The sequence below is a fragment of the Sphingomonas rubra genome (genome assembly GCF_900115745.1).
In the GTDB taxonomy this organism is placed as follows: domain Bacteria; phylum Pseudomonadota; class Alphaproteobacteria; order Sphingomonadales; family Sphingomonadaceae; genus Sphingomonas; species Sphingomonas rubra.
Genome location: NZ_FOXP01000003.1, coordinates 247,674 through 263,040 on the forward strand (window position 1 = coordinate 247,674; position 15,367 = coordinate 263,040).

Below are 15,367 nucleotides of genomic sequence, written 5' to 3' on the forward strand. Positions count from 1 at the left end.
CCACCCGATGACCATCGATCGCCGATCGCTGCTCGTCCGCGCGGGGTGGCTCGCCGCGGGAGCGGCGATGCCGATGCCGGCGGGAGCGGCGGCGCGGCGGATCGACGACCTCCTCGCCGCCATGACGATCGAGGAGAAGGCGGGGCAGCTGTCCTGCTTCAACGACGAGATCAGGCCGGTCGGCGCCGTGTTCAACCCGGTGGTCAACGCGAGCGGGGCCGAGGCGCAGCTCGCCGCGATCCGTGCCGGGCGGGTCGGCATGCTGTTCAACGGCTACGGCGTGGCCGGTGCCCGCCGCGCGCAGGCGGCGGCGCTGGAGAGCCGCCTCGGCATACCGCTGGTCTTCGCCGCCGACGTGATCCACGGCTGCCGCACCATCTTCCCCATCCCGCTGGCCGAGGCCGCCGCCTTCGATCCCGATCTGTCCGGGCGCACGGCGCGGGCGATCGCGCGGGAAACCGCGGCGGGTGGCTTGCACTGGACCTTCGCACCCGTGGTCGACGTCGCGCGCGACCAGCGCTGGGGGCGCGTGGCAGAGGGGGCGGGCGAGGACGTCTACCTGAACCGCCTGCTCGCCGCCGCGCGCGTGCGCGGCTTTCAGGGCACCGACCTGTCGCGTGCCGACGCCCTTGCCGCCACGCCCAAGCATTTCGCTGGCTACGGCGCGGTCGTGGGCGGCATGGAATACGGCGCCGTCGACCTGTCCGACGCGCAGATGCGCGAGGTTTTCCTGCCGCCCTTCGCCGCCGCCTTTCGTGCGGGCGCGGCGGCGACCATCGCCTCCTTCACCGCGGTCAACGGCGTGCCCGCCACCGCCAATCGGCCGCTGCTGACCGACACGCTGCGCGAGGGCCTCGGCTTCGCGGGCGTTTGCGTCTCCGACTATGATGCCGATCGCGAGCTGATCGCGCACGGTGTCGCCGCGGACGAGGCGGACGCCGCCCGGCTCGCCATCCTCGCCGGGATCGACGTGTCGATGCAGAGCGGGCTGTTCAACGCGCACCTGCCCGGCCTGGTCGCCGCCGGCGCGGTGCCGATGGTGCGCGTCGACCAGGCGGTGCGGCGCGTGCTGGCGCTCAAGACCGCGCTCGGCCTGTTCGACGATCCCTATCGCTCGCTCGACATCTCGGCGGAGCGGCGGGAGACGCGCGCGCCCGCGATCCGCCGGATGGCGCGCGAGGTCGCCGCGCGCTCGATGGTGCTGCTGCGCAACGAGGGCGATCTCCTGCCCTTGTCGCCGGGCACGCGCGCCGCGCTGATCGGCCCCTTCGCCGAGGACACCGCGAACCTCAACGGTCCCTGGTCGTTCGCGGGTGCGACGGACGGCGTGTCGCTGGCGGCGGGATTGCGCCGTCGCATTCGTGACCTCGTGGTGGAGCCCGGCAGCGGCATCCACGATCCTCGACCGGGCGGGATCGACCGCGCCGTCGCCGCCGCCCGCGCCGCCGACGTGGTGCTGCTCGCGATCGGCGAGGCGGCGGACATGTCGGGCGAGGGCAACAGTCGCGTCGCGATCACCGTCCCGCCCGCGCAGCAGGCCCTGGCGGAGGCGGTCGCCGCGACCGGCACGCCCGTCGTCGTGCTGCTGCGCCACGGCCGCGCGCTGGCACTGGAAGGCGCGGTGCGCGACGCGCGCGCGATCCTCGCCTGCTGGTTCCTGGGTGAGGCGACCGGCGACGTGGTCGCCGACATGGTCACCGGCCGCGTCGCGCCGAGCGGCCGCCTGCCCGTCAGTTTCCCGCTCGCGACCGGGCAGCAGCCCTGGAGCTACGACCGTCCGCCCACCGGCCGGCCCGCCCCCGACGACGCGCCGATGCAGCCCGGCCGCGCCCATTGGAACGACGCACCCGACCGCCCGCTCTACGGCTTCGGTCACGGGCTGACCTATACCCGCTTCGCACTGGACGACGCGCAGCTGACGGTGCGGTCGCGCACTGCCGAGGTCGCCGTAACGGTCCGCAACCTGACTGCGCGGGCCGGGACGGCGGTGCTCCAGCTCTTTGTCCACGACCGCGTCGCCAGCCGTACCCAGCCGCGCCGCCGCCTCATCGCCCTCGCGCGCGTCGAGGTCGCGGGCGGCGCCTCCGCGCGGGAGACCCTGTCGCTGCCCCTCGCCGAGCTGGCGATCGTCACCGCCGACGGCCGCCGCCTGGTCGAGTCCGGCGAGTTCGACCTGATCGTCGCGCAGTCGAGCGCCGATCCCGGCGCGACCGTGCGGCTCGACGTGGACGCGGCCACCGCCGACGCCGTGTCGCGCGGCTTGCCGGCACTTGGTTAACCCTCTCGACGGACCAGCGCTCCGGGGAAGGTCAGGATTCTGCGAAGCGCAGCTCCTGGCGGGATTTCGCTCGATGATTAATCCAGGACATCGGTCCAACCGGTCGCACGTGCGTTGTAGCGCCGCGACGTCCTTGACGGACGAGGCGGATGCATGGGGACGATGATGACCGACACGTTCAAGCCGACGGCGAAGATGGCGGCGAACGCCAAGAAGGGGCTGAAGCTCCGCGAGGAGTTCCATCGCGGTGGCACGGACGTCGGCAAGCACCGGGCCGAACAGCTCGCCGCGCAGGAGGAGCTGACGGTGGAGGACGTCAAGTCGATGCACAGCTACTTCGCGCGGCACGAGGTCGACAAGAAGGGTAAGTCGCATGAGTGGGGATCGGACAGCGATCCGTCCGCCGGTTACGTCGCCTGGCTGCTATGGGGCGGCGACGAGGGCAAGGAGTGGGCCGACCGGCACGCGGCCCAACTCGATTGATCGCCTGAGCCGGACACCCGCTTCACGCTCACGTCTCGCGAAGATCCGGAAAGCCGAACGCGGACGGCTCGTCATCGGCGGTTCCGCGCGCGAACACTGCCACGTCGCCGGGCATCACCTCCAGCTTCGCCCAGCGGTCCCAGCCGATATGGATGAAGTCGGGCTCGCCGAAGACGCGGACGGCACGGCTGTATTCGTCCCCGCGAAAGCCGATGAAGTGCAGTGCCACCCGGTCGCCTAAGCGCCGCGTCGGCGTCCCCGGTTCCTCAGCGGCTCGGCCGCGCGAGCAGGCGCGATAGGCCGAACCCGGCGAGCGCGCCGATGCCGGCGATGCCACCGCCGACGCCTAGCTTGAGCAGGTCGCGCTGCCGCGAGGTGAAGAATTCGCGCCGGTTGTCGATCGCGCGGTCGGTCGCGTCGCCGTCGATGCGGGCGGGCCCCGGTACCGGCTGGTCGAGATTGCCCGGCTTGTCGCCGATCGGCCCGGCGAGCTGGCTCTCGCCGAAACCGCTCGCCTGCCGGTCGGCGAAGCCCGGCGCCAGCGCCTGCGCGACGGCCATCTTCAAGGTCGAGCGGCCGACCCAGATCTCCCGCTGGGGCTGGTCGATCGCGGACACGATCGCCTCCGCGCACAGTCGTGGGTCGAACAGCGGATCGGGCAGCACCTGTTCCCGACCCGTGTGATTGCGCGCCCAGCCGGGCTGCGGCGTGTTGACCGCGGGGAGGTAGACGACGGTGAGCGTCACCGGCACCTCGTCGGCGATCAACTCGGCGCGCAGCGAGTCCGTGAAGCCGGACACCGCGAACTTGGCCGCGCAATAGGCCGCCTGGAGCGGCACCGCGCGGATGCCGAGCCCCGATGATATTTGTACAATGGCGCCGCGCCCGCGCGGCTTCATGTGCCGGAGCGCCGCCAGCGTGCCGTGTACCTGGCTGAGATAGGTGGTGGCGGTCACGCGCTCATACTCGGCGGCGCTGATTCGATCGGCGGGCGCGACCACCGTCGACATGGCGTTGTTGACCCACGCGTCGATGGGGCCGAGCTCGCGCTCGATCCGCTCGGCGGCGGCGTCGATCGCGGCGGCGTCGGCCACGTCGGCGCCGATCGCCAGCACCCGTCCGCCCTGCCGCTCCAGCATGGCGCGCGCGTCCTCCAGCCGCGCCGCGTCGCGCGCGATGATCGCGACGTTCCATCCGGCATTTGCCAGTCGCTCCGCGGTTGCCAGGCCGATCCCCGCGCTGCCGCCCGTCACCACTGCCGTGCCAGCCATCATCCATCCTTTGCGCCGTTGCGTTCGTCGGACGCGCGGTGGCGCCGTTGGTTGCAGGCCGCGCGCGGCTACCTGCGACGAAGCTAACGCTGGTGCACCGGTCAGAAGGCGTAGCGGACCTCGCAATAGGGAAGCGCCTCGGCCAGCCAGCCGAGATACCGGTCGAGCCACTGCCGCTTCCAGCCGGCCTTGTAGCGGAGGTTGCGCATGCCCGACTGGCTCCACTTCGCCTCCTGGATGTCGGGCCGCCACAGCCACTCCTCCGCCCTGGGGTGCCAGCGCAGGTTGAGGTCGTGCAACCCTTCGTTGTGGGTCAGGAAGATCACCTCGCACTTGAGCTGCGCCCGCGCGGCCGGCGACAGCGCGGCGTCGAGTTGGGCGAACAACGCCTTCCACTCGGCTTCCCATCCTTCGTGGACGATGACGGGCGAGAAATTGACATGGACCTCGTACCTGGCGGCGACGAAGTCGTTGATGGCGGCGATCCGCTCGCTCATCGGCGAGGTGCGGACATCGACCACCCTGGCGATCGTCTCCGGCATCAGGCTGAAGCGGATGCGCGTCCGCCCTTGCGGGTCGTAGCCGAGCAGGTCGCGGTTGACGTATTTGGTCGCGAACGAGCCCTTGGCCCCCGGGATGCCGCGGAACGCGGCGACGAGGTCGCGAACGTTGTCGGACAGCGACGCGTCGACCGACAGGTCGCCGTTCTCGCCCAGGTCGTAGACCCAGTCGACCGGATCGATCGTGTTCGGCTCCGGCTTGAGACCAAGCTTGGCGGCGTGACGGGCGAGCGCGCGGGTGACGTCGTCGATGTTGACGAAGATGCTGATCGGATTGGCGTAGCCCTTGCGCCGCCCGACATAGCAATAGGCGCACGCCATCGCGCAGCCGTTCGACGACGATGGTGCGATGAAGTCCGCCGACCGGCCGTTGGGGCGCATCTGCATGCCCTTCTTGACCCCCAGCACCAGAATCTCGCGCTTCACCCGCAGCCAATCTTCGGCAAGTGCGGGATCGGCCAGCTGCGGGATCTTCCAATGGCTCGCCACTTCGACCAGCTCGGCATCGGGGAAGCGCGCCAGCACCTCCCGCCCGCGGCGATAGTCACGGATAGCCGGCTCCAGGTAGATCAGTCTGGGATCGATCAGCGTTCGCGGCAGCGCCATGGCAGGCATATGGGATCGCGGCCGCGCCGCGACCATGTCAGCCTGCCGCCCGCGGAACCCCGTCCGGCTGCAAGCGTCGTCCCGGCATGATCGCGATCGTCGCTCCGGGCACCGCCGCAAGCAGGCGAACCATGCACGCCGCCGGTTGCGCGCACCTGGCAGATCGGCCGTGAGCGACGCCCGCGCGCTCGGCTTGCCGGAACATGCCTTCGACAAGCAGGACGACGGCGCCGATCTCGATTTCTACGCGCCGCCCCGCCTGGTCACGCACATCGACGAGGACGCGGTGGCAGCGCTCACGCGCCATTATGCCGCGCTGCTGAAGGACGGGGACCGCGTCCTCGACCTGATGTCGAGCTGGGTCAGCCATCTGCCCGACGATCTCGACGCGGACGTCGTCGGCCACGGCATGAACGCGCAGGAGCTCGCGTCCAACCCGCGTCTCCGGCGCTGGTTCGTGCAGGACCTCAACCGCGACCCGACGCTCCCCGAACCGGACGCCGGTTTCGACGCCGTCCTGATCTGCGTCGGCGTGCAGTACCTGCAGCAGCCGCTCGCCGTCTTCCGCGAGGTGCACCGCGTCCTCAGGCCGGGGGGCCTGGTGATCGCCAGCTACGCCAACCGCTGCTTCCCGACCAAGGCGGTCGCGATCTGGCGCGCGCTCGACATGGAGGGTCAGGCCGCGCTCATCCGGCGCTACCTCGACGCGGCCGGTTTCCACGACGTCGCGGCGACGCTGCTGGCGGACGGCTGCGCGGGCGATCCACTCGTCGCCGTTACGGCCCGTGTGCCTTGCGGTCGATCGCGCTGATCTTGCGGCGAGCTACGAGGGGCATGTCGCGCTCGATCTCACCCGGCCGCCCCTCTGCCACTCCGCTGGCCGGGTTCAATGGTGCCGTCCTGCCGCTCGGCGCCCCGCCCGTTCCCGCGGACAGGCGCTCTGACGTGAAGTCGATCTCGAAGACGCGATGACGCCGGAGACCGGCACCCCTCCGAGATCGCGAGCTGTGGCGCTGCGTGGAAGAGCTACCGGAGCGGCGGCACCGATGCGCGCGTTACGTCGGCGAGGTCAGTCAATGCCCGGATCGGCTCAGCCTTCGGGATCGCGGCGGGCAGCGTTGCGCGCCGCGATCGTTTCCGCGAACTTAGCGCGTCGCTCGTCGGACCAGCCGCGAGACACGCCGGCGTCCGATCGCCGGGCGCGTTGACGCGGTTGCTTCAGCTCGCGTGCCGGCAGGCTCGCACCGGCGGGCGTGCTGCCTTCCAACTGGTTGTCGATCTCGCCGGCCCGCACCGCAGCTTCGAACGCGTCGAGGATGGAGGGAAAGTCGGCCGCTGGCCAGAAGGTCACCGACTGCCCGTCGATGACGATCGGCTGCCCGTCGACGCGGGTCGGGGTAAAGGCCACCATCGCGTTGTTGCCGATCTCGAACCACTTGCCGCCGCGAACCTTCTTGGAGGGATCGGCGAATGCCTCGCGGTTCTTGGCGATACGCTCCAGAACAGGCCGGCGGTCGGCGTCGGGATCGTGGTGGAAGAGCTTCTCGTTGTCCGGCGACAGCTTGGCGATAATGTCTTTCAGGGCCACTGCTAATTCCTTGCTGCTACCATGATACTTTCCCTGACAAGTAGTCCGATTAGCTGATAGAGCAAGGCCATTCGCGAAGTTCTTGGGGTCGAGGCATAACCATCGAAACTGCTCCGGCTCGGGCCCTCGTGCGTCACCTCGGTCCCGCTGCGGCGAGATTCGGAAAGGTGTTCGCCGGAAGCTTCGTCACCACCTCGCCGTCGCGCACCGTCACGTCGGACCATGGCAGCCGGTGCAGCGTCTCGGCGATACCTGCCAGGCCGCCGACGCGCACTACGAGATAGTCTATTCCGCCGCCCGCGCAGCTGGCGAGCGCGTCCACTGCGTGGGCTGCGACCGTGCCGTCAGCTGCCTTGACCGGCAGGCCATCGAGCGACGCGACCGAGAACAGCGTTTCTCCGGGCCGGGCCGTGCTGCGGTCTTCCTCCGCGCGGGACGCGTCGCTGATGCGGGCGCGGCGGCCCAGCCACCGCCAGACGCCGAACAGGTCGACCAGCCCGAGGAACAGGTTGGAGTAGAGCAGCTGCTGCTGACCGGTCGCGAACCCGACGACGATCCAGCCCACCGCACCGACGGTGAAGATGACGAAGCCCCAGCCGGTGACGCGCGCGCCGAGGTTGGACGCGGTCATCAGTGCCGCGACACAGGTCGCGACCAGCGCGACCCAGCCCGCCATATCCGCCATCCATCTTCTCCCGGTTCGAGCGACACACAACGCCCGCGACCGCCTCGACGCTCCCGCCGGTACGACGCCCGATCAGCCGCAGCAGCGCTTGTGCTTCCGGCCGGACCCGCAGGGGCAGGGGTCGTTGCGGCCGACCTTCGTCGTGGGCGTTGCGACCGCGGCGATCGCGGTCCCGCTCGCGACGCCATCGGCCGCCGCGTACAGGCGCTGAACGGCATCGGTGAGGTCGCTCACCGCACCGTCATGCAACGCGTTGACCGCGACGCTGTCGAGGTCGCTCTCGCCCTGCGCCACCTCGATCAGCGTCGCCAGGCGCGACCACGGTGCCGACCGTTCCGGATTGTCCGCCAGCGCCTGCCAGGCGTCCGGCCGCAACCCGATCGCCTCGGCGAAGCCGTCCACCCAATATTCCCACAACACCTCGCCGTCGCGCTCGTCAACGTCGAGGATCGGCTGGAGCTTGCCGCGGGCGAGGTCGCGCGCGATCTCGTCGTGCCGCGCCGCCACCGCGGCCGCGAACCATTGCACGTCCAGCGGGTCCTCGAACGGCGGGACACCGTCCGCCTCCATGCCCCAGACGACCGTCATCCACTCGGCCGGCGGGATCGCCTCGGGACAGACCAGCAGCCCGGTGAGGAAACCGTCGAGTTCGGTGAGCAGCATTGGCTCCTCGACCGGCAGGTCGGCGAGCGCGCCGTCGAGGCGCCGGAAGCGCGACGGAAGCCGCTTCACAAGGTGAGGCCGCGTCGATGCATCTCGGCCGCCGCCATCTCGCGCAGCGGCGTCGGATCGCCCGCCGCGAAGATGTCGGCGAGGTCGAGCAGATCCTCGTCGCCGAGCGCCGCCACCGACATCTCGACGGCGGCGAGGCGGTCGATCGCCCGCTCGGTCCGAGCATTCAAGCGTTTGATCCGCATCCTGAGCATGGACGTCCGCTAGCAGGATCGATCAGGCTTGGCAGCGCTCATTATACCACCACCTGGTCATCGCACGAGCGCGGGAGCATCGGGATCATGTGGCGCCGTTTCCGGCTGACGCTACGCTGGTCGCGCCGATCGGCATCGCTTGCCGCCATGACGCGTTGGTGGAGGACGAGCGGTCGAGGGGACGAAGATTGCAGGTAGGCGAGGTGATGAGCCGCGACGTCGAGTTCGCGGCGGCCGGGGACACGGTGCAGCAGGCGGCGACGTTGATGGGAGAGATCGACGTGGGCGCGCTGCCGGTGGGAAGCGCCGTGCGTACGCTGGGTGTGGTCACTGCGCGCGACCTGTTGCTGCGCGTCTGCGCCGCCGGCCGCGATCCCACGACGACGACGGTGACCGACGTCATGACTGCCGAGATCCATCATTGTCGCGCCGACGACGGGGTGGAGACGGCACTCGACCTGATGGCGAGCCGCCACGTGCGTCGCCTTCTGGTTCGCGACGGCCACGATGCGGTGGTCGGCTGGGTGACCTTGTCGGACATCTCGCGCCGTCTGCTCATCGACAGCGGCACGGTTCGCACCGCACTGGACGAGCTCAGCGGGCGGTGACGGTCGCACCGGCCAGCGTCTCGACGTCGCCGTCCAGGCGGATACGCACGTCGCCGGCCAGCCCCAGCCGCACCGCCAGATAATCGAGATAGGCGCGGCAAGTCGGCTCGTCGCGGCGGATGACCCAGGCCGATACCGCGTAGAAACGCTCGGCGGTGGGCGCATCCGCGACCTGGCGGACGAGTGCCTCGATCGAGGGCGGCTCCCTCAGCTCGGCGAGCAGCGCCGCGATACGGTCGCCCGAAATCGCGCTGGCGTGTGCCCGCTCCTCCAGCCTCGCGAGCTCGTCCGCCGCGACGCCGCCGTCGGCGTGGCCGGCCGCCGCCATGGCGCGGATCAGCAGCGTCGCGCGCTCCTCGTCCAGCCCGGACAGGTCCGTCGGCCGGATCGGCATCAGCTGCGACCGGTTGCTGAGATGCGCGCCGAGCAGCTTGGCCGCGAGCGACGCGTCGACCACCGACCGTCGCTGGTCCCGCGCGTCCGGTCGCTCGCGCGGCGGCGTGTCGCGACCGGCGACCGGCGCGCGCGCCCGTTCAGCCACGTCCATCACCCAGTCCGGCGAACCGACGCCGTCGGGGGTTGAGGCCAGCGCCTCCCGGCTCACGCGCTCCCGCCTGCGGTCGTGCCCGCCAAGGCGCCGTCGATCTGTTCGAGCAGGCGCGAGAAATCGATCGGCTTGGGATGGTAATCGGTGCATCCCGCCTCCAGCGCCTTGTCGCGATCGCCGATCAGCGCGTGCGCGGTCAGCGCGATCACCGGCAGCGCGCGGGTCGCCTCGCTCGAGCGCAGCTCGCGCACCGCGGCATAGCCGTCGAGCACGGGCAGGTTCACGTCCATCAGCACCAGATCATAGCCGCCGTCCCGCGCCGCCTCGACACCCGCGCGCCCATCATGCGCCAAATCCACTTCGTGCCCCTTGCGGCGCAGTCGACGCGACAGGAAATCCCAGATCTCCTCGTGATCCTCGACCAGCAGCAGCCTTGCCATCATTCACCGTCCTTCAATCCGGCGAGCAGCGCGCGCAGCTCGTCCGCGAGACCCGCCGCGTCGGCGGTCTCCACCAATTCCACGTCCGCCGCCTGCACCACGCGCCAGGGCGGCGAGGCGCTGCCATCGGACAAGGCGACGATCGGCACGCCCGCACCCAGCTCGCGCCGGATCGCAGGCAGGTCGCACAGCCGCTCCGTATCGGCGCCGACGTCGAGCACCAGCAGGTCCATGTCCGCCGCGACCAGCCTGTGCGCGCTGTCGGCGTGCCGCACCGTCCAGCCCTCAGCCCGCGCCGCCGCCTGCACCGCCGCCGCCGTCCCCTCGTCGGAGCCGACCAGCACCGCGCGTCGCGGTTCGGCGCCGCGATACCGGTCGAGCACCGTCTTCAGCCGCCGCCAGTCGATCGGCTTGGCCAGATGCTCGACCGCGCCCATCGACAGCGACAGACCACGCTCCGGACTGACCGTCACCATCACCACCGGCACCTCGGCGAGCGCGGGATCGGCCTTCAGCGTCTCCAGCACGGCCCATCCATCCATGCGCGGCATCATCACGTCGAGCATGATCGCCGCCGGCCGTCGCGCGCGCGCGGCGCGCAGCCCCGCCTCGCCGTCCGCGGCGGTGACCACCGCCAGCCCTTCGCGACGCAGGAAACGTTCCATGAGCTCGCGCATCGGCCGCTCGTCGTCGATGACCAGGATCGGCGCGGGGCCATCGAGCCTCTGGCCCACGGGCTCGATCGACCCCGGCGCCTCTTCCAGCACGTCGGCGACCGCCAGCGTGAAGGTGGACCCTTGACCTTCTTCGCTCTCCACCGTCACCGTCCCGCCCAGCCGTTCCGCAAAGGCGCGCGTGATCGCGAGCCCCAGGCCGCTGCCGCCGAACCGGCGCGTCACCGAACTGTCCGCCTGCACGAACCGTTCGAACAGGCGGTCGCGCTGCTCCGCCGTCATGCCGATGCCGGTGTCGGCGACGGCGAAGATCACCCGACCGGGCTCGCGCCGCGCCTGGATCGTCACCGTCCCCGCCTCGGTGAACTTCGCCGCGTTGCCGACGAGATTGAACAGGCATTGGCGCAGCTTGGTCAGGTCGGTACGCGCCGTGCCCAGCGGTTCCGCCACGTCGACCACCAGCCTGTTGTCGTTGCGCCGCACCAGCGGCTCGGCCGTCTCGGCGACGCCGCGGACCAGTGCGTCGAGATCGACCGCCTCGACGTGCAGCTCGTCGCGCCCGGCCTCGATCTTCGACAGGTCGAGCACCGCGTTGATGAGGTCGAGCAGGTGGCGCGCGTTGGCGGTGATCTTGCCCAGGTCGGCGCGCAGCTCGTCGGGCGGCACGTCGTCCAGATCCTCCTCCAGCATCTCGGCATAGCCGATCACCGCCGACAGCGGCGTGCGCAGCTCGTGGCTCATGTTGGCGATGAACTGGCTCTTGGCGAGCGCCGCCTCCTCGGCGCGGATCTTGGCGGCGGCGAGTGCGCGTTCGTTGGCCTTGCGCTCGGTCACCTCGAAATGGATGCCTACCCATTCGACGATCACGCCGCGGTCGTCGCGCACCGGCGCGGCGCGCACCTGCATGTCGACGTAGACGCCGTCGTGGCGCAGCACGCGATGCTCTACCTCGTAGACGCCGCCGCATTCCGCCGCACGCCGCCAGGCCGCGATCGTCGCGCCGCGGTCGTCCGGATGCACGGCCGCAAGCCAGCCTTCTGCCCGCATGCCGGCGAGCGTCTGGCCGGTAAATCGGGTCCATCCCGCCTGCTCGTCGTGGAACTCGCCGTCCGGTCCGGTGACCCAGACGATGGCGGCCGTCGCGTCGATCAACGATCGATAGCGCGCCTCGCTCTCGCGCCGCTCACGTTCCGCGCGTCTGGCGACGGCGATCGCATCGGCGCCGCCGCGCAGGCGTGCTCGGGCGACATAGGCCGCCGTTGCCGCACCGACAGCGGCGGTCGCGCCCAGCATCGTCCACCATGGCCGCCCAGGTGCGGCTTCGTCTCGATCGCTCACTCCATCACAACGCGCGAGGTCATCGTGGTTCCTCCCGGCGGAACGTCCGCGACGACCTTCTCGTTGAGGGGATCGGGCGAGGATGCCCGAGAGGGGGAGACACGTTCGGCATGACTTGGCAGCAGATCGCGTCGTTCGCGGTGATCGGGAGCGTCGTCGGCCTGCTGATCTGGGATCGCCTGCGCTACGATGTGGTCGCGGTACTGGCGCTGCTCGCCACCGTGCTGATGGGGCTGGTGCCCGCCAAGCAGGCGTTCGAAGGGTTCGCTGACGATATCGTCATCATCATCGCCTCCGCGCTGGTGGTCAGCGCCGGCATCGCGCGCTCCGGCATCGTCGACGTGGTGGTGCGGCCGTTCGCCGCGCGGGCGACCACGCCGGGTCGGCAGATACTGGGGCTGGGTGGCACGGTGGCGGTGCTGTCGGCGGTAATGAAGAACATCGGCGCGCTCGCCATCTTCATGCCGGTCGCCGCGCAGCTGTCGCGCCGCCACGGCACGCGCGTGTCGTCCGTGCTGATGCCGATGTCGTTCGCCAGCCTGCTCGGCGGGTTGATGACGCTGGTCGGCACCTCGCCCAACCTCGTGGTCAGCCGGGTGCGCCAGGATCTGGGCGGTGAGCCGTTCGGCATGTTCGATTACCTGCCGGTTGGCCTCGGCCTGACGGTCGCGGGCATGGCGTTCCTGACGGTCGGCTGGCGGCTGCTGCCGAAGGATCGGCAGGGGACGCGCTCGGCGGAGGACAGTTTCTCGGTGGAGGACTACGTCTCCGAGCTCCGCTTCGCCGCCGGCTCCGCCTTTGCCGGACGTACGGTAGCGGATCTCGAGCAACTCGCCGAGGGTGACGCCCGCGTGATCGGGCTGGTGCGCGAGCAGTATCGCCGTCTGGTCCCGGACGCCGACTGGACGCTGCACGCCGGCGACGTGATGCTGATCGAAGGCGACGCGCCCGCCATCCAGCGGCTGGTGATCGGTGGGGGCCTGGAGCCCGCCGACGCGCGCGAGGGCGACGGCGGCCAGCTCGCCATTGCCGAAGCGGTGATCCAGAAGGGATCGCCGCTGATCGGCGCCAGCGCGGCGACGGCGCGGCTGGCTGATCGCTTCGGGCTGGCGGTGGTGGCGGTCAGCCGCGGCGGTTACCGCCTGCGCCGCCGCCTGCGCCGCGTGGCCCTGCGCGAGGGCGACCTGCTGCTGCTGCGCGGCGCGGAGGAGGGGCTGTCCGACCGGCTGACCGCCGCCGGGCTGTTCCCGCTCGCCGAACGGCGGCTGCAGATCGGCAAGCGCCGGCCGATCTGGGTCCCCGCGACGATCCTGGTCGCGACGGTCGTGGCACTGGCCGCGCAGGTCGTGCCGGTCGCCATCGCCTTTCTGTGCGCGGCGACGGCGATGATCGTCACGGGCGTGCTCAAGCCGGAGGAGGCGTACGACGCCGTCGAGTGGCCGATCCTGGTGCTGATCGGCGCGCTGATCCCCGTCTCCGGCACGCTTGAATCCACCGGTGGCACGGCCATCATCGCCGCCGGTTTGTCGAGCGTGGCCGCGCACCTGCCGCCGTTCGCGGTTGTCGCGATGATTATCGCCGCGGCGATGGCGGTGACGCCGTTCCTCAACAATGCCGCGACGGTGTTGGTGATGGCGCCGATCGGCGCCACCATGGCGGAACAGCTCGGCATGCGCCCGGACGCGTTCCTGATGGCCGTCGCGGTCGGCGCCGGCAGCGATTTCCTCACGCCGATCGGCCATCAGTGCAACACGCTGGTCATGGCACCGGGCGGCTACCGCTTCGGCGACTACGCCCGTCTCGGCATACCGCTGTCGCTGATGATCCTGGCGCTGGGCACGGCGCTCATCATGTATTTCTGGCCGCTATAGCCCGCCTGTTTCGATGATCGCCTCAGCCTGTGCGGGACACCCGATCAGCCTCTGCCCGGCGGGCAAAGCTGGCGCGTCGGCCATAGGCGAAATAGGCGACCAGGCCGATCGCGTTCCAGACCAGAAAGCGGATCAGCGTCGCACCGGGTAGACTGTAGAGCAGGTAGAGGCAGCCGAGGATGGCCAGCGTGCCGACGAGATAGGGCGCCGGGCAGCGGAACAGGCGCGGGGCATCGGCGGCGTTGCGGCGCAGGACCATTAGGCAAGCCCCGACGGCGATGAAGGCGACCAGCGTACCGGCATTGGCGAGTTCCGCGATCTCGTCGAGCCGGAAGAAGCCGGCGATGGCGGCGATCGAGAGGCCGGTCAGCACGGTGATGCGGGTCGGTGCTCCGCTTCTCTTGCTGACGGTGGCCAGTTGCTGCGGCAGCAGGCCGTCGCGCGCCATCACGAAGAAGATGCGACTCTGCCCGTACATCATCACCAGAATGACCGAGGGCAGGGCGATCACCGCCGCCAGCGCGATCAACTGGGCGGCGAGCGGTTGGTTCAGGGTGCGGAGCACCAGCGCCAGCGGTTCGGGCGAGCTGGCGAGTTGCAGGAAGGGAATGGCGCCGATCGCGGCGACCGCGACCGCCATGTAGATGGCGGTGCAGACCAGCATCGACCCGACGATGCCGATGGTCAGATCGCGCCCGGGATTCTTCGCCTCCTCCGCCGAGGTGGCGACCGCGTCGAACCCGTAAAAGGCGAAGAATACGATAGCGGCCGCCGCCATCACGCCCCGCTTCGTTCCTTCCACCTCGGTGCTGCCAAAGCCGTAGGGCATGAACGGGTGCAGGTTCTGCGCGTCGAAGGCGGGCAGCGCGAAGAGGACGAAGACGGTCAGGGCGACGAGCTTGATGACGACCAGGACGATGTTCAGCGTCGCGCTCTCGCGCGTGCCCGCCACCAGCATGCCCATGACCGCCAATGCGACGAGCACCGCGGGCAGGTTGATGATGCCGCCGGCGTGCGGCCCCACCAGCAGGGTCGGCGGCAAGGCGACGCCGATTGCCTGGATCCAGCCGACCAGATAGCCGGACCAGCCGACCGCCACCGTGGAGCAGGCGAGCGAATATTCGAGGATCAGGCTCCATCCCACCACCCACGCGATCGTTTCGCCCAACGCGGTGTAGCTGAAGGTATAGGCGCTGCCCGCGGCGGGGATCATCGTCGCCAGTTCGGCATAGGCGAGGGCGGCGCAGGCGCAGATCGCACCGGCGATCGCGAAGGCGAGGATCACGGCAGGCCCGGCGCGTTCGGCACCGACCCCCGTCAGCGTGTAGATGCCCGTGCCGACGATCGCCCCGACGCCCAGCGCGATCAGGTGGGGCCAGCCGAGCGTCTTGGCGAGCGTCTCGCCTTGCGGTGCCTGGGCGCCCAGTGGCTTGCGCGGTCCGATGATCGACATTCCATCCCCTTTTTGACATTCCATCCGTCCGCCTTGTGG

The 15,367-nt window shown here is 70.4% G+C and carries 16 protein-coding genes; 5 read left to right on the forward strand and 11 right to left on the reverse strand.

What is annotated here, in order from left to right; translation table 11 throughout:
* Nucleotides 1–7: 7 nt before the first annotated feature.
* Together BM145_RS05530 and BM145_RS05535 are read left to right on the forward strand one after the other, a co-directional pair.
* Nucleotides 8–2,278 (forward strand): glycoside hydrolase family 3 N-terminal domain-containing protein, encoded by a 2,271-nt coding sequence (locus tag BM145_RS05530; protein WP_093332319.1) that lies wholly within the window; start codon nt 8–10, stop codon nt 2,276–2,278.
* A gap of 153 nt (nt 2,279–2,431) precedes the next feature.
* Complete coding sequence (locus BM145_RS05535) at nt 2,432–2,761, forward strand: hypothetical protein (RefSeq protein WP_218149615.1); 330 nt, start codon at nt 2,432–2,434, stop codon at nt 2,759–2,761.
* Nucleotides 2,762–2,789: 28 nt separating this feature from the next.
* On the opposite strand, the gene BM145_RS05540 is transcribed toward BM145_RS05535, so the two are convergent.
* The 3 genes from BM145_RS05540 to BM145_RS05550 all read right to left on the reverse strand — a co-directional run bounded on the left by BM145_RS05540 (nt 2,790) and on the right by BM145_RS05550 (nt 5,198).
* The gene (locus BM145_RS05540) at nt 2,790–2,990 is read right to left on the reverse strand and encodes a hypothetical protein (protein WP_177200092.1); all 201 of its coding nucleotides are present in this window, start codon (nt 2,988–2,990) and stop codon (nt 2,790–2,792) included.
* A 37-nt stretch (nt 2,991–3,027) separates the two neighbouring features.
* A complete protein-coding gene (locus BM145_RS05545; RefSeq protein ID WP_177200093.1) occupies nt 3,028–4,032 on the reverse strand; it encodes an SDR family oxidoreductase in 1,005 nt (334 codons plus the stop codon).
* Nucleotides 4,033–4,133: 101 nt separating this feature from the next.
* Nucleotides 4,134–5,198 carry a spore photoproduct lyase family protein gene (locus BM145_RS05550; protein WP_093332324.1) on the reverse strand — a complete coding sequence of 355 codons (1,065 nt, stop codon included), beginning with the start codon at nt 5,196–5,198 and terminating at the stop codon, nt 4,134–4,136.
* A 169-nt stretch (nt 5,199–5,367) separates the two neighbouring features.
* Here BM145_RS05550 and BM145_RS05555 point away from each other — a divergent pair, with 169 nt between their 5' ends.
* Nucleotides 5,368–6,009 (forward strand): class I SAM-dependent methyltransferase, encoded by a 642-nt coding sequence (locus tag BM145_RS05555; RefSeq protein ID WP_218149616.1) that lies wholly within the window; start codon nt 5,368–5,370, stop codon nt 6,007–6,009.
* Nucleotides 6,010–6,288: 279 nt separating this feature from the next.
* On the opposite strand, the gene BM145_RS05560 is transcribed toward BM145_RS05555, so the two are convergent.
* The 4 genes from BM145_RS05560 to BM145_RS05575 form a co-directional block, all read right to left on the reverse strand.
* Nucleotides 6,289–6,786: a hypothetical protein gene (locus BM145_RS05560; protein ID WP_093332325.1), complete on the reverse strand. Its 498-nt coding sequence runs from the start codon at nt 6,784–6,786 to the stop codon at nt 6,289–6,291.
* Nucleotides 6,787–6,919: 133 nt separating this feature from the next.
* Complete coding sequence (locus BM145_RS05565; RefSeq protein WP_177200094.1) at nt 6,920–7,471, reverse strand: PRC-barrel domain containing protein; 552 nt, start codon at nt 7,469–7,471, stop codon at nt 6,920–6,922.
* A 72-nt stretch (nt 7,472–7,543) separates the two neighbouring features.
* The gene (locus tag BM145_RS05570) at nt 7,544–8,203 is read right to left on the reverse strand and encodes a UPF0149 family protein (RefSeq protein WP_093332327.1); all 660 of its coding nucleotides are present in this window, start codon (nt 8,201–8,203) and stop codon (nt 7,544–7,546) included.
* Nucleotides 8,200–8,373: a hypothetical protein gene (locus tag BM145_RS05575; RefSeq protein WP_245739099.1), complete on the reverse strand. Its 174-nt coding sequence runs from the start codon at nt 8,371–8,373 to the stop codon at nt 8,200–8,202. The genes BM145_RS05570 and BM145_RS05575 overlap by 4 nt, the downstream gene beginning before the upstream one ends.
* Before the next feature lie 113 nt (nt 8,374–8,486).
* Here BM145_RS05575 and BM145_RS05580 point away from each other — a divergent pair, with 113 nt between their 5' ends.
* Nucleotides 8,487–9,005 (forward strand): CBS domain-containing protein, encoded by a 519-nt coding sequence (locus tag BM145_RS05580; RefSeq protein ID WP_218149617.1) that lies wholly within the window; start codon nt 8,487–8,489, stop codon nt 9,003–9,005.
* Here the strand turns inward: BM145_RS05580 and BM145_RS05585 are convergent.
* Genes BM145_RS05585 through BM145_RS05595 form a run of 3 tightly spaced genes read right to left on the reverse strand, consistent with a single transcriptional unit; the run spans nt 8,992 to nt 11,959 of the window.
* Complete coding sequence (locus tag BM145_RS05585; protein ID WP_177200095.1) at nt 8,992–9,609, reverse strand: DUF533 domain-containing protein; 618 nt, start codon at nt 9,607–9,609, stop codon at nt 8,992–8,994. The two genes, BM145_RS05580 and BM145_RS05585, sit on opposite strands and share 14 nt — an antisense overlap.
* Nucleotides 9,606–9,995, reverse strand: a complete 390-nt coding sequence (locus BM145_RS05590; RefSeq protein WP_218149618.1) for a response regulator — start codon at nt 9,993–9,995, stop codon at nt 9,606–9,608. The genes BM145_RS05585 and BM145_RS05590 overlap by 4 nt, the downstream gene beginning before the upstream one ends.
* Entirely contained in the window at nt 9,992–11,959 is a 1,968-nt protein-coding gene (locus tag BM145_RS05595; RefSeq protein WP_093332342.1) for an ATP-binding response regulator, read from the reverse strand. Before BM145_RS05595 ends, BM145_RS05590 begins: the two co-directional genes overlap by 4 nt.
* A 155-nt stretch (nt 11,960–12,114) precedes the next feature.
* On the opposite strand from BM145_RS05595, the gene BM145_RS05600 reads away from it, so the two are divergent.
* A complete protein-coding gene (locus BM145_RS05600) occupies nt 12,115–13,875 on the forward strand; it encodes an SLC13 family permease (protein ID WP_093332345.1) in 1,761 nt (586 codons plus the stop codon).
* A gap of 22 nt (nt 13,876–13,897) precedes the next feature.
* Here the strand turns inward: BM145_RS05600 and BM145_RS05605 are convergent, their stop codons facing one another.
* Entirely contained in the window at nt 13,898–15,328 is a 1,431-nt protein-coding gene (locus BM145_RS05605) for an amino acid permease (RefSeq protein ID WP_093332348.1), read from the reverse strand.
* Nucleotides 15,329–15,367: the final 39 nt, after the last annotated feature.